General features: G+C 66.1%; 18 protein-coding genes and 2 pseudogenes. 7 read left to right on the top strand and 13 right to left on the bottom strand.

What is annotated here, in order from left to right:
- The 8 genes and pseudogenes from CQY20_RS15695 to CQY20_RS15660 all read right to left on the bottom strand — a co-directional run.
- Positions 1 to 1,046 (bottom strand): NADH-quinone oxidoreductase subunit L (locus CQY20_RS15695; RefSeq protein WP_133119074.1); only part of this gene is annotated, 1,046 nt, incomplete at its 3' end.
- A 14-nt stretch (positions 1,047 to 1,060) separates the two neighbouring features.
- On the bottom strand, positions 1,061 to 1,360 hold the full coding sequence (gene nuoK, locus CQY20_RS15690; RefSeq protein ID WP_097940997.1) for an NADH-quinone oxidoreductase subunit NuoK: 300 nt from the start codon (positions 1,358 to 1,360) through the stop codon (positions 1,061 to 1,063).
- Positions 1,357 to 2,169, bottom strand: coding sequence for an NADH-quinone oxidoreductase subunit J (locus CQY20_RS15685; RefSeq protein ID WP_097940996.1), 813 nt, complete (start codon positions 2,167 to 2,169; stop codon positions 1,357 to 1,359). Before CQY20_RS15685 ends, nuoK begins: the two co-directional genes overlap by 4 nt.
- Positions 2,169 to 3,305 (bottom strand): annotated as a pseudogene (gene nuoH, locus CQY20_RS15680) (NADH-quinone oxidoreductase subunit NuoH); the annotation flags it as partial. The pseudogene nuoH and the gene CQY20_RS15685, both read right to left, overlap by 1 nt.
- The gene (locus CQY20_RS15675; protein WP_097940994.1) at positions 3,302 to 5,635 is read right to left on the bottom strand and encodes an NADH-quinone oxidoreductase subunit G; all 2,334 of its coding nucleotides are present in this window, start codon (positions 5,633 to 5,635) and stop codon (positions 3,302 to 3,304) included. The gene CQY20_RS15675 and the pseudogene nuoH, both read right to left, overlap by 4 nt.
- Positions 5,632 to 6,946 (bottom strand): annotated as a pseudogene (gene nuoF / locus CQY20_RS15670) (NADH-quinone oxidoreductase subunit NuoF). The gene CQY20_RS15675 and the pseudogene nuoF overlap by 4 nt, the downstream one beginning before the upstream one ends.
- 1 nt (position 6,947) lies before the next feature.
- Positions 6,948 to 7,652 carry an NADH-quinone oxidoreductase subunit NuoE gene (nuoE, locus tag CQY20_RS15665; protein WP_234816265.1) on the bottom strand — a complete coding sequence of 235 codons (705 nt, stop codon included), beginning with the start codon at positions 7,650 to 7,652 and terminating at the stop codon, positions 6,948 to 6,950.
- A complete protein-coding gene (locus CQY20_RS15660) occupies positions 7,643 to 8,005 on the bottom strand; it encodes an NADH-quinone oxidoreductase subunit A (protein ID WP_097940992.1) in 363 nt (120 codons plus the stop codon). The genes nuoE and CQY20_RS15660 overlap by 10 nt, the downstream gene beginning before the upstream one ends.
- Before the next feature lie 127 nt (positions 8,006 to 8,132).
- On the opposite strand from CQY20_RS15660, the gene CQY20_RS15655 reads away from it, so the two are divergent.
- A complete protein-coding gene (locus CQY20_RS15655) occupies positions 8,133 to 8,555 on the top strand; it encodes a response regulator (protein ID WP_371871147.1) in 423 nt (140 codons plus the stop codon).
- Here the strand turns inward: CQY20_RS15655 and usfY are convergent.
- The 5 genes from usfY to CQY20_RS15630 form a co-directional block, all read right to left on the bottom strand.
- Positions 8,529 to 8,867: a protein UsfY gene (gene usfY, locus CQY20_RS15650; protein ID WP_097940991.1), complete on the bottom strand. Its 339-nt coding sequence runs from the start codon at positions 8,865 to 8,867 to the stop codon at positions 8,529 to 8,531. The two genes, CQY20_RS15655 and usfY, sit on opposite strands and share 27 nt — an antisense overlap.
- A gap of 83 nt (positions 8,868 to 8,950) precedes the next feature.
- Positions 8,951 to 9,832 carry a LysR family transcriptional regulator gene (locus CQY20_RS15645; protein ID WP_097940990.1) on the bottom strand — a complete coding sequence of 294 codons (882 nt, stop codon included), beginning with the start codon at positions 9,830 to 9,832 and terminating at the stop codon, positions 8,951 to 8,953.
- Complete coding sequence (cbbX, locus tag CQY20_RS15640) at positions 9,829 to 10,842, bottom strand: CbbX protein (protein ID WP_234816264.1); 1,014 nt, start codon at positions 10,840 to 10,842, stop codon at positions 9,829 to 9,831. Before cbbX ends, CQY20_RS15645 begins: the two co-directional genes overlap by 4 nt.
- A 295-nt stretch (positions 10,843 to 11,137) precedes the next feature.
- Entirely contained in the window at positions 11,138 to 12,376 is a 1,239-nt protein-coding gene (locus tag CQY20_RS15635; protein WP_097940989.1) for a GAF domain-containing sensor histidine kinase, read from the bottom strand.
- A gap of 8 nt (positions 12,377 to 12,384) precedes the next feature.
- On the bottom strand, positions 12,385 to 13,050 hold the full coding sequence (locus CQY20_RS15630; RefSeq protein WP_097941008.1) for a response regulator: 666 nt from the start codon (positions 13,048 to 13,050) through the stop codon (positions 12,385 to 12,387).
- Positions 13,051 to 13,196: 146 nt separating this feature from the next.
- Here CQY20_RS15630 and rpe point away from each other — a divergent pair, with 146 nt between their 5' ends.
- The 6 genes from rpe (at position 13,197) to CQY20_RS15600 (ending at position 21,232) form a co-directional block, all read left to right on the top strand.
- Complete coding sequence (rpe, locus tag CQY20_RS15625; protein WP_097940988.1) at positions 13,197 to 13,883, top strand: ribulose-phosphate 3-epimerase; 687 nt, start codon at positions 13,197 to 13,199, stop codon at positions 13,881 to 13,883.
- Positions 13,880 to 15,904 carry a transketolase gene (gene tkt, locus CQY20_RS15620; protein WP_097940987.1) on the top strand — a complete coding sequence of 675 codons (2,025 nt, stop codon included), beginning with the start codon at positions 13,880 to 13,882 and terminating at the stop codon, positions 15,902 to 15,904. The genes rpe and tkt overlap by 4 nt, the downstream gene beginning before the upstream one ends.
- Positions 15,905 to 16,486: 582 nt before the next feature.
- The gene (locus tag CQY20_RS15615) at positions 16,487 to 17,674 is read left to right on the top strand and encodes an MCE family protein (protein WP_234816263.1); all 1,188 of its coding nucleotides are present in this window, start codon (positions 16,487 to 16,489) and stop codon (positions 17,672 to 17,674) included.
- Positions 17,671 to 18,696 (top strand): MCE family protein, encoded by a 1,026-nt coding sequence (locus tag CQY20_RS15610; RefSeq protein WP_097940985.1) that lies wholly within the window; start codon positions 17,671 to 17,673, stop codon positions 18,694 to 18,696. Before CQY20_RS15615 ends, CQY20_RS15610 begins: the two co-directional genes overlap by 4 nt.
- Positions 18,696 to 19,799: an MCE family protein gene (locus CQY20_RS15605; protein WP_097941007.1), complete on the top strand. Its 1,104-nt coding sequence runs from the start codon at positions 18,696 to 18,698 to the stop codon at positions 19,797 to 19,799. The genes CQY20_RS15610 and CQY20_RS15605 overlap by 1 nt, the downstream gene beginning before the upstream one ends.
- Positions 19,800 to 19,807: 8 nt before the next feature.
- Positions 19,808 to 21,232, top strand: coding sequence for an MCE family protein (locus CQY20_RS15600; RefSeq protein WP_097941006.1), 1,425 nt, complete (start codon positions 19,808 to 19,810; stop codon positions 21,230 to 21,232).
- Positions 21,233 to 21,247 lie beyond the last annotated feature (15 nt).

The following is a 21,247-nucleotide window of genomic DNA, read 5'->3' as shown; positions in this document are numbered from 1 at the left end:
CCGAGGAAGAGACCGGCTTTGAAGAAGCCGTGGGTCAACAGGTGCATGATCGCCACCGCATACCCGGCCGGCCCCAGACCCGCAGCGAGCACCATGTAGCCGATCTGTGACATCGTCGACGCGGCAAGGGCTTTCTTGATGTCGTCTTTGGCGCAGCCGATGATCGCCCCGAACAACAGGGTGACCGCGCCGACGATCACCACGCCGAGTTGGGCGCCGGGGGCCAGGTCGAACACCGGCCCGGAGCGCACGATCAGATACACCCCGGCGGTGACCATGGTGGCGGCGTGGATCAGCGCCGAGACCGGGGTGGGGCCCTCCATCGCATCACCGAGCCAGGACTGTAGCGGCACTTGGGCGGATTTGCCGCAGGCGCATAGCAGCAGCAGCAACCCGATCGCGTTCAGCGTGCCCTCACCGAGTTCGGGCGCGGCGGTGAACACCGCCTCGAAGGAGATCGCGCCGACCGAGGCGAACATCACCATCATCGCGATCGCCAGGCCCATGTCGCCGACCCGGTTGACCACAAACGCTTTCTTGGCCGCGGTCGCGGCGCTGGGTTTGTGTTGCCAAAATCCGATCAGCAGGTAGGAGGCCAGGCCGACGCCTTCCCACCCGACATACAACCCCAGGTAATTGTCGGCCAGCGCGAGCAGCAGCATGGCGGCCAGAAACAGGTTCAGGTAGGCGAAGAACCGGCGCCGGTCGGGGTCGTCGGCCATGTAGCCGATCGAGTAGATGTGGATCAGCGAGCCGACCCCGGTGATCAGCAGCACGAAACACATCGACAACGGATCCAGCTGCAGGCCGAAGTCGACCTGCAACCCACCGGCGGGCACCCAGGAGAACAACCGCTCGTGGACCAGCCGGTTCTGGCCGGGGCGGGCCAGCATGTCAACAAACAGCACCACCCCGACGGCGAAGGAGGCCAGCGCGGCCACACAACCCAGCAGATGCCCCCACCCATCGGAGCGGCGCCCGGCCAGCAGCAGCACGGCGGCGCCGGCCAGGGGCAGGGCGATCAGAAGCCAAACCGCAAGTGTCATCGCGTAGCAGCCCTCTAGTTCTTCAGCAGGCTGGCGTCGTCGACCGAGGCCGAGCGGCGGGTGCGGAAGATGCTCATGATGATGGCCAACCCGACGACCACCTCACAGGCCGCCACCACCATGGTGAAAAACGCCACCACCTGCCCGTTGAGATGCCCATGCATCCGGGAGAACGCCACGAACGCCAAATTGCAGGCATTAAGCATCAACTCCACACACATGAACATCACAATCGCATTGCGCCGCAACAACACCCCCGACGCACCAATCGTGAACAACAACGCCGACAAATAGAGGTAGTTATCCGGATTCATCCTTGGCTCCTGTGCTTGCCGGGCACCGACCAGCGGTCGATCCAGTCGAGGCTGGCCTCCGACGGCGGCGAAACGAGCCGCAGCCTTGGTCGCGACGTTGTCGCGCTTCGCGCCGGCACCGGCCGGGGTTGCACCATTCCGGGTACCGACGCAGACGAGGCGGACCCGTCGGGCAGCAGCGCTGGCGCGTCGACCGCGTTATGTGTCGCATACACACCGGGATTCGGCAACGTCGTCGGATGGCCTCCCTGCCGGAACCGTTCGATCGAAAGCTGTCGTTGAGTCATTCGGCGTTCGGATCGTTCCCGGTGGGTGAGCACCATGGCGCCGAGCGCGGCCGTGACCAACAGCGCGCTCGTCACTTCGAACGCCCACAGGTAGCGGGTGAAGATCAACGCCGCCAACCCTTCGACGTTGTCTTGAGCGAGACCGGCCTGCCCGCCGCCGCGGCCGGTGACGCGGGATTGCCTGTTCGCAACGACGGCGATCAACAGGACGGCGAACCCGGTGACGGCCAGAATGGCCGCAACCCGCTGCCCGCGAATGGTTTCGGTGAGGGATTCGGACGACTCAACACCGACGAGCATCAGAACGAACAGAAACAGCATCATCACCGCACCGGTGTAGACCACCACCTGCACGATCCCGAGGAACAACGCCCCCTGCGCGACGTAGAACACGGCCAGGATGAGCATGATCATCCCGAGGCACATGGCCGAATACACCGCCTTGGCAGCGGTCACCATCCCCACCGCCGCCGCCACTGCAGCGACGCCGAGCGTCCAGAACAGGATTTCCTCAGTCGTCATGGCCGTACTCCTGAGATGCGAGCGCGTGCGGACCGTTTCACCGTCAGTGCGACGCCGAGGACGAGGCACAGCCCGGCAATTGCCGCGATCCCCTGTGCCGCTTGCGGATCCGGGCTGACGGTCCGGACGACGGCGATCGTCATCACCCACATCAGCGACACCGGAATGAGCAGCTTCCAGCCCAGCGCCATGAACTGGTCGTAGCGCAGCCGTGGCAGCGTGGCGCGCAACCAGAAATAGCCGAACATGAATGCCCAGACCTTGCCGGTGAACCACAGCAGCGGCCACCAGCCGGTGTTGGCGCCGTCCCACATGTTGATCGGCCAGGGCGCGTGCCAGCCGCCGAGGAACATCGTGGTGGCCAGCGCCGACACCGTGGTCATGTTGACGTACTCGGCGAGCATGAACATCGCGAACTTCAACGACGAGTACTCGGTGTGGAAGCCGCCGACCAGCTCGCCCTCGGCCTCGGGCAGATCGAATGGGGCACGGTTGGTTTCGCCCACCATGGATGTCACATAAATCAGAAACGACGGCAGCAGTACGAAGACGAACCAGGTCCCGTCCTGCGCGGCGACGATCCCGGACGTCGACATCGTGCCGGTGAGCAGGAAGACGGTGGTGAACGACAACGCCATCGCGATCTCATACGAGATCACCTGAGCGGTGGACCGCAGACCACCCAACAGCGGATAGCTGGACCCGGAGGCCCACCCCGCCAACACGATTCCGTATGCGCCCATCGATGTCGCAGCCAGCACGTAGAGCACCGCGACGGGCATGTCGGTCAATTGCAGCGCCGTGCGGTGGCCGAACACCGAAACCACCGGCCCCATCGGGATGACCGCAAACGCCAGAATCGCGGGGATCACCGCGATCACGGGGGCAAGGAGATAGACGGTGCGGTTCGCGCCTGCCGGGGTCACGTCCTCCTTGAGCGCGAGCTTGATGCCGTCGACCAGCGATTGGAGCAACCCGTTCGGCCCGACCCGGTTCGGTCCGAGCCGCATCTGCATTCGCGCCAGCACGCGTCGCTCCGCCAAAATCGCCACCAGCACCGTGATCAACAGAAACCCGAAGACGGCGAGCGCCTTCGCCGCGATCAGCCACCACGGGTCGAATCCGGGTGCACTCATCGCGCCACACCGATCGCGACGACGGCCCCCGCGGTCACACCGAGTTGTCGATGCACGGCCGACCCGACCGAGTTCATGGGCAGCCAGACCACGCGCTCGGGCATGTCGGTGATCCGCAGCGGCAGCGTGATCGCACCCGACGTCGTGCTGACGGTGACCGCATCGTCCTCGGCCGCCCCGATCTCCTTGGCGGTCGTCGGGCACAGGCGCACCACCGACTGTCGTGCCGTCGCGGCAAGGTGTGGTTCACCGTCCTGCAGGCGGCCGGCGTCGACGAGCATGCGCCAGCTGGACAGAACAGCTTCTCCCGCACCAGGTTTCGGGGCCGGACGCGCCTGCGCCGTACGCATCGCGGGACGTTCGCCATGGTATGTGCCCAACATGTCGAGTTCGTCTCGCGCGGCCTGCGCGTCGGGTAGGCCGAGGGCGATCTTCATCTCGGCCGCGATCGCCTGCAACACCTGCAGATCGGACAGCGCTCCGGCGCTCTGCAGGGGAGCGGAGAAGGAGCGCCGGCGTCCTTCCCAGTTGACGAAGGTGCCCGGCTTCTCGGCCACGGTCGCCACCGGCAATATTACGGAGGCACGGTCGGTGACGTCACTGCGGCGCAGCTCCAGGCTGACGACGAACGGCGCCGAAGTCAGCGCCCGGCGCGCGGATTCGGGGTCGGGCAGGTCGGCGATGTCGACCCCGCCGATCAGCAGCGCATCCAGTTCACCCGCTGCCGCCGCGGCCAGAATGCCTGAGGTGTCGCGGCCGGGGTAGCCGCAGGGTCGGCCGCCGGGCAGCAGGTTGGGGAGGGCGCCTGCTTCGAGGGCGCCGCGTTCGCCGGCGCGGCGGGGGATCCAGGCGAGGCGGGCGCCGGTGGCGGCGGCCAGGCGGCTGGCCGCCGACAGCGCACCGGGAGTGGTGGCCAGCCGTTCGCCGACGAGGATGACCGCACCCGGCTGAGTCAGCAAGCCATGATCGGCCAACGCATCCAACGCCGCGGCTTCCCGCCCGGGTGCGGTGCGAATCAGCTCACCGGACATCTTGGTCAGCCCCCTCGTGGCGAACGGGGCGATCGAGAGGACTTTCAGGCCGTGTTTGCGGGTGGCTTTGCGCAGCCGCAGGAACACGATGGGTGATTCCTCTTCGGGTTCAAACCCGGCCAACAACACCGCCGGAGCCTTCTCCAGGTCGGCGTAGGTGACCGTCAACGGCTGCCCGGCGATGTGGGCGGCCAAAAACTCGGCTTCTTCGGCGCTGTGCGGGCGGATGCGGAAGTCGATGTCGTTGGTGTCGAGCACCATCCGGGCGAACTTGGCGTAGGCGTAGGCGTCTTCGACAGTGGCGCGGCCGCCGACGAGCACCCCGGCCCGCCCGGCAGCCTTGGCGAGCCCGGCGGCGGCCACTCCGATGGCTTCGGACCAGGACGCCGGCCGTAGTTTGCCGTCGTCGTCGCGCAGCAGCGGGGTGGTGATGCGGTCCCCGACGCGGGGGTAGGTGAAGGCCCAGCGGCCTTTGTCGCAGTTCCATTCCTCGTTGACTTCGGGGTCATCGCCGGCCAGCCGGCGTAGCACGGTGCCGCGGCGGTGATCGGTGCGCTGCGCACAGCCCGAGGCGCAGTGCTCACACACACTGGGGCTGGACACCAGGTCGAACGGGCGGGCCCGGAACCGGTAGGCGGTGTTGGTCAACGCCCCCACCGGACAAATCTGAACCGTGTTACCCGAGAAGTAGGACGAGAACGGTTCCCCGGGAGCGATGCCGACCTGCTGCAGCGCGCCGCGCTCGAGCAGTTCGATGAACGGGTCGCCGGCGATCTGTTGGGAGAACCGGGTGCAGCGTGCGCACAACACACACCGCTCGCGATCCAGCAGCACCTCCGCCGAAATCGGAATCGGCTTGGGGAACGTGCGTTTCACGCCGCGGAAGCGAGTGTCGGCGCGTCCGTTGGACATGGCCTGGTTCTGCAGCGGGCACTCGCCGCCCTTGTCGCAGATCGGGCAATCCAGGGGATGATTGATCAGCAACAGCTCCATCACGCCCTGCTGCGCCTTGTCGGCCGCCTCCGAGGTGAACTGCGTGCGCACGACCATGTCCGGCGTGCAGGTGATGGTGCATGAGGCCATCGGTTTGCGTTGGCCTTCGACTTCGACGAGGCATTGGCGGCAGGCGCCGACGGGGTCGAGCAGCGGATGGTCGCAGAACCGGGGGATCTGGATGCCGACCAGCTCGGCGGCGCGAATCACCAACGTGCCCTTGGGCACACTGACCGGCACGCCGTCGATGGTCAGATTCACCATCTCCACCGGCGGGGTGTCCTGGGTCGGCTCGGTGACCGTCATGCTCCCACCCCTTCGGTGGCCATCAGCGTCGAGGCGTGCGGATCGAACGGGCACCCACCCTCGAGATGGGCGAGGTATTCGTCGCGGAAGAACTTGATCGACGACAGAATCGGGCTGGCCGCACCATCACCCAACGCACAGAACGACTTCCCGCTGATGTTGTCGGCCACCGCGGTCAGCCTCTGCAGGTCGTCGGCTGTGGCTGTGCCGGACTCGAGATTTTCGTAGAGCTGGCTCAGCCAGTAGGTGCCTTCGCGACAGGGGGTGCATTTGCCGCAGGATTCGTGGGCGTAGAACTCGGTCCAGCGCCGCACCGCGCGCACCACGCAGGTGGTGTCGTCGAAGATCTGCAGCGCCTTGGTGCCCAACATCGAGCCGACAGAGGCCATGCCCTCGTAATCCAGTGGCACGTCGAGGTGTCAACAACGGCGTCGAGGACCCGCCCGGCGTCCAGAACTTCAATTCGTGGCCGGCGCGCACCCCGCCGGCGTAGTCGAGCAGTTCGCGCAGCGTGATGCCCAGCGGCGCCTCGTACTGCCCCGGATTGGTCACATGCCCCGACAGCGAATACAACGTGAAACCCGGCGACTTCTCCGAACCCATCGACCGAAACCAATCGACGCCGTTGAGCACGATCGGCGGCACCGACGCGAGGGACTCCACATTGTTGACAAGGGTCGGGCATCGATAGAGGCCCGCCTCCGCGGGAAACGGCGGCCGCAGCCGAGGTTGACCGCGCCTGCCCTCCAACGAATCCAGCAGCGCGGATTCCTCGCCGCAGATGTAGGCGCCCGCACCCGCGTGCACCACGATGTCGAGGCTGTAGCGCGAGCCGCGAATGGCCTGCCCGAGGAATCCCGCGGAGTACGCCTCGTCCACGGCTGTCTGCAGGCGACGCAGCGCCGGCAACACCTCACCACGCAGGTAGATGAACGCGTGGCGTGCCTGGATCGCATACGCGGCGATGATCGCGCCCTCCACCAGAAAGTGCGGTGTCGCCATCAGCAGCGGGATGTCTTTGCACGTACCGGGTTCCGACTCGTCGGCGTTCACTACCAGGTAGTGCGGCTTGGCGTCGGGGGAGTCGGCGTCGGGGAGGAACGACCACTTGGTGCCCGTCGAGAAGCCGGCTCCGCCACGGCCCCGCAGACCGGCGGCCTTCACCGTCGCGATCACCTCGGCGGGCTCCATCGCGAGCGCCTTCTGGAGCGCTCGGTACCCGTCGTGCGCGCGATAGGTGTCCAGCGACCAGGACCTCGGGTGGTCCCAATAGCGGCTCAGTACGGGCGTCAGGGGAGTAGGAGGAGGCATGTCAGTCCAGGCCCTCCAAACCGTGTGCCGCCATGCCCCTTTCGTGTGCGGCGCGAAGGCCCGCCACGGTCGCCGCGCCGATGGTGTGGTCCTGCGCGGTGCGTCGTGCGCATCCTGCGAGGACGCGTTCGGCGTGGCGGAAGGTGCACAATGGTGCGCCGCGGGTGGGCACAACCGGTTCGCCTGCCCGCAGTGCATCGACCAGATCCCGTGCCGAGGACGGTGTTTGGTTGTCGAAGAACTCCCAGTTGACCATCACCACGGGGGCGTAGTCGCATGCGGCGTTGCACTCGACGTGTTCGAGGGTGACGCTGGCCTTGCCATCAGCGGAGTCGGTGGTTTCGCCGGCGTGGATGCCGAGGTGGTCCTGCAGCGCTTCGAGGATGGCGTCGCCGCCCATGATCGCGCACAGCGTGTTGGTGCAGACACCGACCAGATAATCGCCCGTCGGCTCGCGCCGATACATCGAATAGAACGTCGCCACCGCGGCGACCTCGGTGGATGTCAAACCCAAGAGCTCTGCGCACAGCGCGATTCCGGCTTTCGTCAAATACCCGTCTTCCGACTGCACCAGATGCAGCAGCGGCAACAGCGCCGAACGCGGCTGCGGGTAACGCGCGATGATGTGCCGCGCGTCGTGTGACAGGCGACCCGCCACGTCAGGCGGATACGTCGCCCGCCCCGTGAACCGTTCTTCTAGTCCCAATTCAGACCTCCCCGCCGCCACACATAGGCGTAGGCCACGAACACCGTTGCCATGAACAACAACATCTCCACGAGCGCGAACATCCCCAGGCCGTCGAACGCCACGGCCCACGGGTAGAGGAATACGATCTCGATGTCGAAGATGATGAACAGCATCGCCGTCACGTAATAGCGGATCGGGAACCGCAGCGGCACGACGATGTTGCCGTCCAACGGCTCGATTCCGCACTCATATGCCTGCAGTTTCGCCCGGTTGAACTTGCGTGGGCCAATCAGGACCGCGATCGCTACCGAGGACACCGCGAAGACGAAAGCGATGCCGCCGAGCACGAGGATCGGTGCGAAAGTGTTCATGAGCCGGGCTTTCGTATGCAGGGTTGGCCTTGTCCACCATGACGAACCGGATGGTCGGTCAGCACCCCAACCTGGGGGACGAGAAAGGGGATTCCCGCCGGCCGGAAAGATCACTACCATCCGCTGCGTGATCGGCGACGTGAGGCGGACGAGTTCCTATGCCCCCCTGCGGGTTCTGGTTTACAGCAGCGATCCCGGCGTGCGTGTGAGTGTCCGGAACGCAATAGGTGAGTGGCCGGATCGCGAGATCGCCCCGGTGGATTTCGTCGACACCGCAACGCAGGAGGCTGCGGTCTGCGAGATGAGCCGCCGCGGCGTCGACCTCGCGATACTGGATGGCGAGGCGACGCCGCTAGGCGGATTGGGACTGTGCAAGCAGTTGAAAGACGAACTGCGGCAGTACATGCCGATTGTCGTCATCACGGCGCGCCCTAATGACGCCTGGTTGGCGCGATGGTCGCGCGCGGACGCCGTCGTGTCACGGCCGGTGGACCCCGTTGTCCTGCGGCAGAAGGTCACGCCGCTACTGCGCGGCAGAATGGTCGGTTAACCGGGCGTGGCCGTGGTGTCCGGCTGCTCGGTCGGGATGCTCTGCCAACCAACGGCGTTCGATGCGCAGCACTCTATGGTGCTCGAGTACCAGCCACGCGACGCCGCCTGCTATGGCGAGCACACCGACGATTCCTGTGGTGGGCACCCACTCGTGGCGTTGGTATGCTATCGAGGCGACACTTCCGATCAGCGAGATCACGCCCAAGGCGATCGAGAGCAGGCCCGGCCAGCAGTAGAGGTCGATGAACGACTCGCCTGCGTGCTGATGGGTCGTGCGGAAGTGGTCGATTGGATCCCGTGTGTCAGCCATGGTTCCTCCTCAGTACGGGTACCTGAAGAGCTAGTCCTGTGACCGGGCGCTCTCATCCCCCTCCTGGGTGATCGCGCGGGGGCTCAGGCCGCCTTACGCCACCCCAGCTCGCGATGGGCGAGCAGGTGCGTGATGAACAATTCGGCCGCACCGGTGCACGGCTTCTGGGTGACGAGGTGCCACGGCCGATCCAGCGGCGTCCCGGGAACGCCGATCTCCACCAGGGCACCCGCGCTCAATTCGCCGTGCACCGCTTGGCGGGAAACCAGCGTGACACCGAGTCCGGTGGCGGCCGCTGCCACGACCGCGCCGTGCGATCCCAGCACCATCGTCGGCGGATCCGTATCGAGCTCGTCGAGCAGCGCGATCAAGGTAGCCCTTGTCCCCGAACCCTTTTCGCGCAGCAGCCAGGTGACGTGTGCGGGGTCGAATCGCTGCGCGGCTTCGGGTGAGCCGACGACGACCAGCGTGTTGGGGCTCTTCGCCCGCACCTGGACATCGCCGAGATCCGTCGGCGGACGTCCCGCGACGACGACGTCGGCTTCGTGGTTGGTCAACATGGGCCAGATCGCGTTTCGCGACGCCACTTCCAGCTTGCAGTCGACGCTAGGATACTTCGCGGTGAACGACGCGAGGAGTGCGGGGATCAAGATCTCACCCGCCGTGGTCACCGCGGCGAGGCGGATGGATCCGTTCTCCGGGTCGACCTCGTCGCGCGCGGCCAGGACCGCCTCGTGGTGCAAGCCGAGAATCCGTCGCGCATAGGCCACGTAGCGCTTACCGGCCGGTGTCAGGCGAACACCGCGACCGTGCCGGTCCACGAGCGGCACACCAACTTCGGCGCTCAGACCGCCCAGCGCCGACGAGATCGCCGACTCCGTCACCACCAGCCGTTCCGCGGCGCCGCGCACGGATCCGGTGTCGGCAAGCTCCACGAGCGCCCGTAACCGAGCGTTGGTGGTCACCGTGACTCCGCGACACGGTCGTCGTCGAAGACCCGGCTGGCCAGCAGATCCTCGGCCTCTATCGTGGTCAGCGATTGCAGACCCACGAGTGTGTCAGTATTGGCCACCAACCGGCGGGCGTGCCGTAAGCGGGCTCGCTCCACGGCATTTCGCACGCTGCGGGCATTGGCGAACCACGGCTGCTCGATCCGTCGACGAAGGTAGGCGCGCAACGCCTCCCGGCCGCCGGCCGACAGCGTGTAGCCGAGCTGTTCGGTCATCAGCACCGCGATCTGCTCGAGTTCCTCGACGGTGTAGTCGGGGAAGGTGATGTGATGGGCGACCCGGCTCTGCATTCCGGGGTTGGCCGAGAAGAATTGGTTCATCCTGTCGGCGTAGCCGGCGAATATCACCACGAGGTCGTCGCGGTTGTTCTCCATCACCTGAAGCAGAATCTCGATCGCCTCCGAGCCGTAGTCGCGCTCGTTCTCGGCCTTGTACAGGTAGTAGGCCTCGTCGATGAACAGCACGCCGCCCATCGCGCGCTTGATCACCTCTTTGGTCTTCGGCGCGGTGTGGCCGATGTACTCGCCGACGAGGTCGTCGCGGGTCACGCTGACGAGGTGTCCCTTACGCAGATAGCCCAACCTGTGCAGTAGCTCGGCCATCCGCAACGCGACGGTCGTCTTGCCCGTCCCTGGGTTGCCGGTGAAGCACATGTGCAGGTTCGGCTGGGGTGCACGCAGGCCGAATCGGGCCCGCATGCGGTCGACGAGCAGCAGTGCGGCGATCTCCGCGATCCGCGTCTTCACCGGTGCGAGACCGACCAGTTCGGCGTCCAACTTCGCCAAGACCTCGTCGACGCCCGCCTCTCGCCGGGCCGCGGCGAGATCCACCAGCGCATCGGGGCTCAACGTGTCGGGCTTCTCGTCGCGCTGCCGATCCCCATTGCGGTCGCCATGCGGGTCGGCGCCGTTGATGGGCGTCATTCCGAAAGGACGCCGCGACGTGTCGGTTGCGGGCTGGATCACGAGGCTAATGCTGCCATCGGATCATCAACATGTCTATTGGGAATCAGGTACAGATGATTAAGTGAATGGTTGAGATTTCCCCCGCTGGATCCACTTCATGGGTGACGCCGCGCCGGGCGCGTGCGCGTTATGTTCGCGCTGGTAGTAACGACGTATCGGCCCGGGAGGGCGGCGATGGCCAGGTGGAAGCTGGGAGACCTCGAGCGGCGCGTGATGGAGCACCTTCGGGCTACACCCGAACCGAGGACCTGCGCGCGCTGCACCGCGCCCTTGCCAACTTGGAAAGCGGTCTCGTTCAGTCGCGAGCCGGCGGAAGCGGAATCGTCGCCGTCACAACGGTTCCCGCCCCTGGCCGGGAGCGAATGGTTAGCATGCCACCGACCAGTTCGGCGCGTTCCGACATCGACAGCAGCCCGTAGCCCCCCGACTCGTCGGCGCCGAGAGGATGCTCAAGAGTCTCACGGGTGCTGAAACCCACTCCGTCATCGCTGATCTCGAGTCGAGCGGTGTCGTCGGAGACCGAGAACTCCAGCCGCGCCGTCGTGGCGTTGGCATGCTTGACGACGTTCTGTAGGCATTCCTGGGCGATCCGGTACAGGGCGAGCTCGATGTGCTCGGGTAACCGCACCTCGGTCAACTCGACCTCCAGCCGCAACTGGGGGACGGAGCGAGCCAGGCTGGCCAACCCGTCGGCAAGGCCGAGGTCGTCGAGCACCGGTGGTCGCAACCCGCCGATCGCGGCGCGCGCCTCAGCCAACGTCAGATCCACCAATTCGCGTGCGGCAGCGAGCTGTACAGACGCTTCGGCGGGGTCGTCGCGGACGGCTTGGGCAGCGGCGTCGAGTCGATAGGAGAGTGTGATCAGCCGCTGGGAGATCCCGTCGTGAATGTCGCCGGCCAGCCGACGTCTCTCGATCTCCTGCGCCTCGATGACCTGTTCGACGAAGTTCTCATGTGCGCGTTCGCGTCCCACCAGCTGACGGTGCAGTCTGGCTTGATGTAATGCGCCTGCGATCAGTCGGCCGATCACCAACAGCAGGTCGACATCGTTGTCGGTGAAGTCGCGCCGCTCGACCGTGTAGACGGTCAACTCACCGACGAGGCCACCTGGCCCGGTTTCCATCGGCACCGACACCATCGAGGTGAAGCCGGCGTCGTTGAGTCCGGCGATCGGCACATACCGCGGGTCGGATTCCTTGTTCTCCCTGATCACGACGGGCCGACGGTGGCTGGCTACCCAGCCGGCGATACCCGAACCCAGCGGCAGCCGGATCCGGCCGACCTCGCGGTCGAACGGCGGCGTGGCACCGGCCAGAGTCAGCGACCGACCGCCGTCGTCGAGCACGTGCACGAAACACACGTCGGTGTTCGTGGCATCGGTGATCATGCGCGCCGCCGCCGCGGCGAGCGGCTCCATCTCGGGTCCGTTGGATGCCGCTTGAATGAGCTCGCGGAGCAGGACCAGTTCGCGGTCTGCCTCCAGGTCGCGAACCGCGCTGGTGCGTTCGGTGGCCGCGGAGGCCGACGGCGCCATCGTATTGCTCACTGGTAGATACCTTCTCGCAGTGCGGTCGCCACCGCGCTCGTTCGATCGCTGACACCCAGCTTGCGGTAGATCGACCGCAGGTGGCTCTTGACTGTCTCGTCACCGATGACCAGCTTGTTGGCGATGCCCCGGTTCGACAGGCCGGTGACCATGTAGGACAGGATCTCGCTCTCCCGCTGGGTCAGTCCCTGTCGTGCGCCCGGCCAGAACTCCTGGCGCGCCAGCCGTGAGGCGGTGTCGGCGGCACGCACGGCCAGTCCCGGGTCCAGCGCGCTTTCGCCGTCGCGCACCAACTCCAGCTGGCGGACGAGGTCGTCGCTGCTGATGCTCTTGAGCAGGTAGCCGGAGGCGCCGACGCGCAACGCCTGAAAGAGGTACTGCTCATCGTCGTAAACCGACAACATGACCACCTTTCGGTCTGGATTGCGTTGGCGCAGAGCCAGACACAGGTCAAGGCCGCTGGATCCCTGCATCCGCACATCGCACAACACCACGTCGGGGTCGAGGCTGTCGACCACACTCACGGCGCGTTCGACCCCGACTGCGTGTCCGACGACACGCACTCTGCTGCCGTATCCGGCCAGCATCGCCTTCAGGCCTTCGATGACCATCTCGTGATCATCGACCAGAACCAGTCGCACTGGACTCGCGATTGCGGTCATCATGGGCACAAGATAGAAGCCCAACCTGCCCGAAGTCATGCGACTTTGGGCCTGCACGGCCGATATAACCCGTGCAATCCCCCGTAGAGGGGGAACAGGCGCCGCGCAGACGTCCATAACATCAGCGCCAACCCGAAGGAGGTTGGATGGATACCTGCGCGCCGACACTCGTCGCTTCAGTTCTGCCTGCTGACTTTTCGGAACTCGGCCAGGAGGTAAGGCGGTTGGAGAAGGCGGGCGTCGACCGGATCCAGTGGGACGTGATGGACGGGAAGTTCGTGCCGAACCTGACATTCGGGCCCGACGTCATCCGCGCCAATCGCGATGCGGTGTCGATGGGTTTCGAGGCGCACCTCATGGTCGACGATCCCGACCCCATGTTGCCGAGATGGGTTGAGGCAGGCTGCGAAATCATCATCGTGCATGCCGAGGCCACCCGGCATTTGCACCGCACGCTGTCGGCCATCAGCGATCTGGGGGCGCGGCCCGCCGTGGCGCTGAACCCGTCGACTCCGCTGGAGGCGGTGACCCATGTCCTGCACCTCGTCGACCTTCTCCTGGTGATGACCGTGAACCCCGGCTTCGGCGGCCAGCAGTACCTGGCCGCGATGGAGCGCAAGATCTCGGCTGCCAGGGCCGAGATCCAGGAACGGGAGTTGGATGTCGCCATCGAGGTGGACGGCGGCATCGCCGGCCAGACGATCGGGGCGGCCGCCCGTGCCGGTGCCGACGTGTTCTGCGCGGGATCGGCGCTCTTCACCGGTGCAGGGACGATGGAAGACCGGGTCACGGCGCTGCGCGACGCGGCCGTCGCCGGAATCGAGGCGCGATGAGCATCGCACCGAGCGCCACGCCTCGCGCGGCCGTCCTCACCGAGGAGATCGATCGCCTCGCGGTCACCACGCTGCGGTTTCTGGCCGCCGACGCTGTACAAGCGGCGAACAGCGGACACCCCGGGCTGCCTCTCGGAGCCGCGCCTGCGGCATGGGCGCTCTGGTCGCGGCACCTGCGTCACGACCCAAACGACCCACGCTGGCCGGATCGCGACCGGTTCGTGCTGTCGGCCGGGCACGGGTCGGCGCTGCTCTACGCGCTGCTGCACCTCTTCGGCTACGACCTGACGCGCGACGAGCTGAAGCAGTTCCGCCAACTCGGGTCGCGGACCCCCGGACACCCCGAGTTCGGTCGGACGCCGGGCGTCGAAACGACGACGGGTCCGCTCGGGCAGGGGCTGGCCAATGCAGTCGGGATGGCACTGGCCGAGCGGATGCTTGCCGCGCGCTGCAACGACGGTGAGCACTGCGTCGTCGACCACCGCACCTGGGTGCTGGCCGGCGACGGTGACCTCATGGAGGGCATCAGTCACGAGGCCGCATCCTTGGCCGGGCGGCTTGGCCTCGGTCGATTGACCGTCATCTTCGACGACAACAACATCACGATTGACGGTCCGGCCGAAATCAGTTGCGGCGATGATGCTCTCGGCCGGTTCGCCGCCTATGGTTGGCACACGCTCTCCGTCGAGGACGGCAACGACGTCGCCGCCATCGGCCGGGCGCTGGCGGAGGCACGGGCGGTCGAGTCCGCGCCGACGTTCATCCAAGTGCGCACGACCATCGGGTACGGGGCTCCCGGCGTGGCGGGCACTCCCAAGGCGCACGGCAGCCCGCTCGGCGCAGACGTCCTCGCCGCCATGCGGGCCGAATTCGACTGGCCGTCCACGCCTTTCCACGTGCCTGAGAGTCTCGCTGCCGTCACGGCCGACCTGGCCGCCGATGGTGCGGCGGCGAAAGCGGAATGGGTTCGCGCCTATGCCAATTGGACGGCCGATCACCCGACGCTCGCGGTGGACCTTCCGCTCAACAAGGTGCCTGCTCCATCGGCCACCGACGGCCTGGCCGCGGCGGTCGAGCCGAATCAGCCGATGGCCACGCGGCAGGCCTCCGGCGCCGTGCTGCGCGCGCTGGCGCTGGACTACGCGGCACTGGTCGGTGGCTCGGCCGACCTGGCCGCCTCCACCAACACCGCGATACCGGGAGGTGACGTAAAACCCGGCGAATACCAAGGCCGGACAATTCATTTCGGCATCCGCGAGCATGCGATGGCCGCAGTGATGAACGGCATCTCGCTGCACGGCGGCCTGCGGCCGTTCGGCAGTACCTTCCTGGCGTTCGCCGACTATCTGCGTCCGGCACTGCGATTGTCCGCATTGATGCAGCAGCCCGTCATCTACGTGTTCACCCACGACTCAATCCATGTCGGCGAAGACGGGCCGACGCATCAGCCCATCGAGCACATCGAGTCGTTGCGTGTGATGCCGGGGGTCACCGTCCTGCGGCCCGCCGATGCGGCGGAGACCGCGGTGGCGTGGAAGATCGCCGCGCACAACCTGTCCGGCCCGACCGCGCTCGTGCTCACCCGTCAGAAGGTGCCTGCGCTGGCGGCAGACGGACTCGCGGAGCTGGATGAACGGGGGTTCCGGGTGGTCCGAGGGGACCTGGCAGAAGCGGACGTGGTGCTCGCCGCGAGTGGTTCGGAGGTGTCGCTGGCCCTTGCCGCCGAGGAACTTCTCGCCACGCAAGGCGTGCGTGCCGCCGTCCTGTCGGTCATGTGGCGAGAACGCATGCAGGAGTGGCTGATTGGCGATGGCCGTCTGCCCGATTGTCCCGTGGTGTGGACCGAAGCCGGTGTCGAGACAGGGTGGCGTGCCATCGCCAGGGACCGAGACACGGTCGTCGGATTGAATCGATTCGGCGAAAGCGGGCCCGGTCCGGAGGTGGCTGCCTACCTCGGTCTGACGCCGACCGCGGTCGCCGACGCGGCATTGCGTGCACTCGGGCAGCCGCGGCAAGACTGACGAAGCGTGGCCTCCGGCAAGGCGCTGAGGCACGTATCGAAGAACCGAAGAATCATTCGCGTCGCACTTGTCGCACCGGTGCGACAAAGAGGCGACGAGCGTCGCGCATTTGACGTGGATGAAAATTAGCGAGAACCGTTGTGCCGCACGGTACTCGCGATTCTCAGGAGACTTACAGTACCGAATCTTCCATTCCGCACACGCGCCACCTTAAATCTCCTACGGTTCTTCTACACTGGCGGCCGCAAGGGGAGGAAAGATGGCGGCGCTACGGCGGGGCGATATCACCCGCAACCGAAGGTTGCGGGGCCTAGCCGTCGGCATTGACCAATCATTGCTATTTTTAGATAATAGGCGCCACCGCGGATTCACGCTGGTCACAGGTGGGCGATCGACGGACGGATCGCCTCCGCCCGTCGCCCGGCGCGGATTGGTTCGCAATACCGGACCGTCCGCTGTTGACCAAATAATTGTTCCGTCGGTAGAGTCTTGGCCCGTCCAAGCGTCAACGGCAATCAGGCAGTGGGTGCACCGTGGGCTTGTTCCATCCTCGGGCCGCGTGACGGCACGGATGGTGGTGCGGTGACGACGCGAGCAGTGCGCCCCTTGGCGGGCGTCGCCACGGTCGTCGCGATCGGCGCGGTGATTGCCCTCGCCGCGTCGCTGTTTCGCGGTGGCTTCACCGACAGCGAGGCGGTCACGGTGATCTCGCCGAGGGCCGGGCTGGTCATGAACCCCGACGCCAAGGTGCAGATTCGTGGCGTCCAGGTCGGCAGGGTCGCATCCATCGAACAACTGCCGGACGGCCGAGCCGCCATTCATCTCGCGATGGATCCGAAGCGAATGGACGCGATCCCGGCCAACGTGCTTGTCGACATCGCGTCGACGACGGTGTTCGGCGCGAAGTACGTCCAGCTGGTCTTGCCTCCCGACCCGTCGCCGGAATCCCTGCGCCCCGGCCAGGTGCTGGCCGACCAGCATGTGATGGTCGAAATCAACACGGTGTTCGAACAACTCACGTCGGTGCTGTCGCGGGTCGATCCGCCGAAACTCAACGAGACCCTTGGCGCGATTGCGGCGGCCCTCAACGGCCGTGGCGAGAAGATCGGCCAGGCTTTCTCCGATCTGGATGCATATCTGGCCCGGATCGAGCCGAGCCTTCCTGCGCTGAGCCATGATCTGGAAGTCGCACCGCACGTGGTGCGGGCCTACGGCGACGCCGCCCCCGACTTCGTCACCGTCGCCGACAACGCGTCCCGCATCAGCGACAGCATCGTCGACGAACAGCAGAACCTCGACGCCGCGCTGATGAGCGTGATCGGTTTGGCCGACGTCGGAAACGACGTGTTGACGCAGAACCGCCAGCCGTTGACCGACGTGTTGCACCTGCTGGTGCCGACGACCGATCTATTGAACAAGTACAACCCGGCGTTGTGGTGCGGGCTGTCCGGAGCGCTCGAGGCGGCGAAGAAGCCGCCGCTCAAGGAGCCGGGTGTGGTGATCTTGGCGGGCTTCCTCTGGGGACAGGAGCGTTACCGCTATCCGATGGATCTGCCGAAGGCCGGAGCGACCGGCGGCCCGCAGTGCACCGGCCTGCCGAAGATGCCGTTCGAGGGCGTGCCCCCCTACGTCGTAGCCGATACCGGAACGAATCCGTGGCGGCGCACCAATCCCGGCATCGTGCTGAACGCCGACGGGCTGAAGAGGCTCTTGTTCGGCGAGTTCGACGGCCCGCCGCGCAACACCGCACAGATCGGCCAACCGGGATGAGGCGCTCCTTTCGTCCGACGCTGGTCAAGTTCGGCGTATTCGGTGTCGTCATGGTGGTCTTGACCGCCTGCCTGTTCTTCATCTTCGGGCAGTACCAAACCGGCTCGAGGAAAGACTATTCAGCGGTTTTCAAAGACGTGTCCCGGCTGGAGGCGGGACAGTCGGTGCGCGTGGCGGGTATGCGCGTCGGCACGGTCAAGAGCGTCAAACTTCAGAAGGACAAGACGGCGCTGGTCACCTTCGACGCCGACCCTGCCGTCCAGATGACGACCACCACCAGGGTCGCTGTGCGTTATCTGAACCTGGTAGGGGATCGCTATCTGGAATTGGTGGAGGGCGCCGGCGGGCAGTTGCTGCCGCCAGGATCGCGGATCCCCGCAGAGCGCACGTCGTCGGCGCTGGATCTCGACCTGCTTCTCGGCGGGCTGAAACCCGTTATCCGGGGCCTGAATCCGGAGGATGTCAACGCCCTGTCCGCGTCACTGATCCAGGTGTTCCAGGGGCAGGGCGCAACCCTGCAGTCGCTGTTTTCGAACACCTCGGGGCTCACCGAGGCGCTGGCCGAACGCAACCAGACCATCCAGGCTTTGATCGACAATTTGCGCAAACTGCTGTCAACCCTGAACAAGGAGGGCGAGAAGTTCTCCGGCACGGTCGACAAACTCGAGCAGCTGGTGACCCAGTTGGCCGCGGAGAAGGACCCGATCGGCACCGCCATCGAGTCGCTCAACAACGGCACGGCATCGGTGGCTGATCTGCTGACCGATGCGCGGCCGCCGCTGGCGGGCACCGTCGAACAGCTGAACCGGTTGGTCACCAACATGGACGGCCAGAAGGACCGGCTGGACACCGCGCTGCAGAAGGCGCCGGAAAACTACCGCAAGCTGGTCCGCACCGGTTCGTACGGCAGCTTCTTCAACTACTACATCTGCGAACTCAAGTGGCGGGTGACCGATCTGCAGGGCCGCACCGCCGAGTTCCCGATGATGCGGCAAGACACCGGGAGGTGTGCCGAGCCCTGATGCTGAAATACCGTGGCAGGAAACTCATTCGGACCGGGTTCATGGGCATTGTGCTCGCGGTCCTCATAGTGCTGGTCGGACTGTCGCCCGAGACGTTGACGTCGATGGCGACGTCGATTCGCTACCAGGCGCAGTTCGCCGACGCCGGCGGGCTGACGACAGGCAACGACGTCACGATCGCGGGCATCAAGGTCGGCAGCGTCTCCGACGTGTCACTGCAGGGCCGCAATGCGTTGGTGACGTTCGCCGTCGACGGCTCGGTGCAACTGGGTTCGGCCACCACCGCGCACGTGCGCACCGGAACGCTGCTCGGCGAACGAGTGCTGACGCTGGAGTCCGCAGGCGAAGGCACCATGCACCCGATGGACGTCATACCGGCGTCGCGCACCGCATCGCCGTACTCGTTGACCGAAGCGGTGAGCGAGCTGACGACCAACACCGCGGGCACCGACACCGGTTCGCTGAACCAGGCGCTGGACACGCTGTCGGAGACATTGGATCAGGTTGCGCCGCAACTGGGCCCGGCGTTCGACGGCATCAGCAGGCTGTCGCAGGCCATCAACGACCGTGACGAGACGCTGGGCGCGTTGCTCAAGGACGGCGCCGACGTCACCAAGATCCTTTCCGAACGCAGCGCGCAGGTGAACACGCTGATCCTCAACGCCAATGACCTGGTGGCCGTTCTCAACGAGCGACGCCGCGCGATCGTCGAACTGCTGGCCCACACCTCGGCGCTGTCGAAGCAGCTGGCCGCCCTGATCCATGAGAACGAGGAGAAGCTGGCACCGACGCTGGACAAGCTCAACTCGGTGACCGAGGTCTTGGAGAAAAACCGCGACAACATCGCCAAAGCGCTGCCGGGGCTGGCTAAGTTCCAGACCACTCTGGGTGAGACGATCGGCAACGGGCCCTACTTCCAGGCCTACATCCCCAACCTCTTCTTCGGTCAGATCTTCCAGCCGTTCTTCGACTACGCGTTCGGCTTCCGGCGGGGAACCAACGCCGGGCAGCCACCCGACAACGCCGGACCGCGCGCCGAACTTCCCTTCCCCTACAACGGGATCCCCGAGCCGTGGGAGCGGTGGGGAGAGCCGCCGAGATGACTTCCGCGATGAGTCGGAACCGGATCCTGGCGCGAGCCCTCGCGGCGGTGCTCGTGGCGCTGCTGGTCGGCGGCGTCGCGATTATCTTGCAGCAGCGGTTCTTTCGGCCCACCACGATCACCGCGTACTTCACCAAGACCGTCGCGATCTATCCCGGCGACGAGGTTCGTATCGCCGGGGTCAAGGTGGGCACCATCGACTCGATCGAGCCTATTGGCACCCAGACCCGAATGACCATGCGGGTCGAGCACGGGATCTCGGTGCCCGCCGACGCCAAGGCCGTGATCGTGGCGCAGAACTTGATCTCGGCGCGCTACGTCCAACTCGCTCCCGCCTACGAGTCCGGCCCGAAAATGGCCGACGGGGCGGTGATTCCACAGGAGCGCACCGCGATTCCGGTGGAATGGGATGAGGTCAAGGAACAGTTGATGCGGCTGGCGACGGAGCTGTCGCCCGACAAGGGAATGTCGACCGGATCGGTCGGGCGGTTCATCGACAGCGCCGCCAACGCGATGAACGGCAACGGCGAGAAGCTGCGGCAGGCGTTGGCCCAATTGTCCGGGGTGGGGCGGATTCTCGCCGACGGCAGCGGCAACCTCGCCGACACCATCGCGCATCTGGCCGACTTCGTCGCCGCCCTGCGCGACAGCAACGAGCAGATCGTGCAGTTCCAGAACAACTTCGCGACGTTGACCAGCGTGGTGAACGACAGCCGTTCAGACCTCGACGCCGCACTGAAGAATCTGTCCGAGGTGGTCGGGGAGACGCAACGCTTCATCGAGGGCACCAGAGACAAGACGGCCGAACAGATCCAGCGGCTGGCCAACATCACCCAGAACCTGGCCGATCACCGCCTGGACTTGGAGAACGTCCTGCACATCGCTCCGCACTCGATTGCCAACGCGGTCAACATGTTCGACCCGCGCACCGGCGCCGCCAGCGGGATCTTTGTGCTGAACAACATGTCCAGCCCGGTGTGGGCCATCTGCACCATGATCGGCGCGCTGGAAAACGTCACCTCACCGGAGACGGCCAAGCTCTGTTCCCAGTACGCAGGCCCCGGGCTGCGCGCCATGAACTTCAACACGCTGCCGTTCCCGTTCAACCCGTTCCTAACCGCCTCCCCGCCGGAGTACATGCTGCGCTACAGCGAAGATCGGCTCAGGCCGGAGAACGAGGGACAGCCGCCTCCGCTCCCGACGGACCCGCCTTCCGTTTCGGCGTACACGGGTGCGGGGGACGTGCCGCCGCCACCCGGCTACGGGCCTCCGCCCGGACCGCCGCAACTGCCGATGGCGCCGCCGCCCGCGCCCCCGCCGCCGACGCTGCAGGACATGCTGCTGCCCGCCGAGGCACCGCCACCGCCTGGCACCGAAGTACCGCCACCGCCGGGCGAGGCGCCACCACCGGGGGATGAGGGGACGCCGCCGTGATCGGATCCGCGAGCG

It is taken from the genome of Mycolicibacterium agri (assembly GCF_002553505.1).
Taxonomy (GTDB): Bacteria; Actinomycetota; Actinomycetes; order Mycobacteriales; family Mycobacteriaceae; genus Mycobacterium; species Mycobacterium agri.
This window is presented reverse-complemented; position numbering and strand designations above follow the sequence as displayed.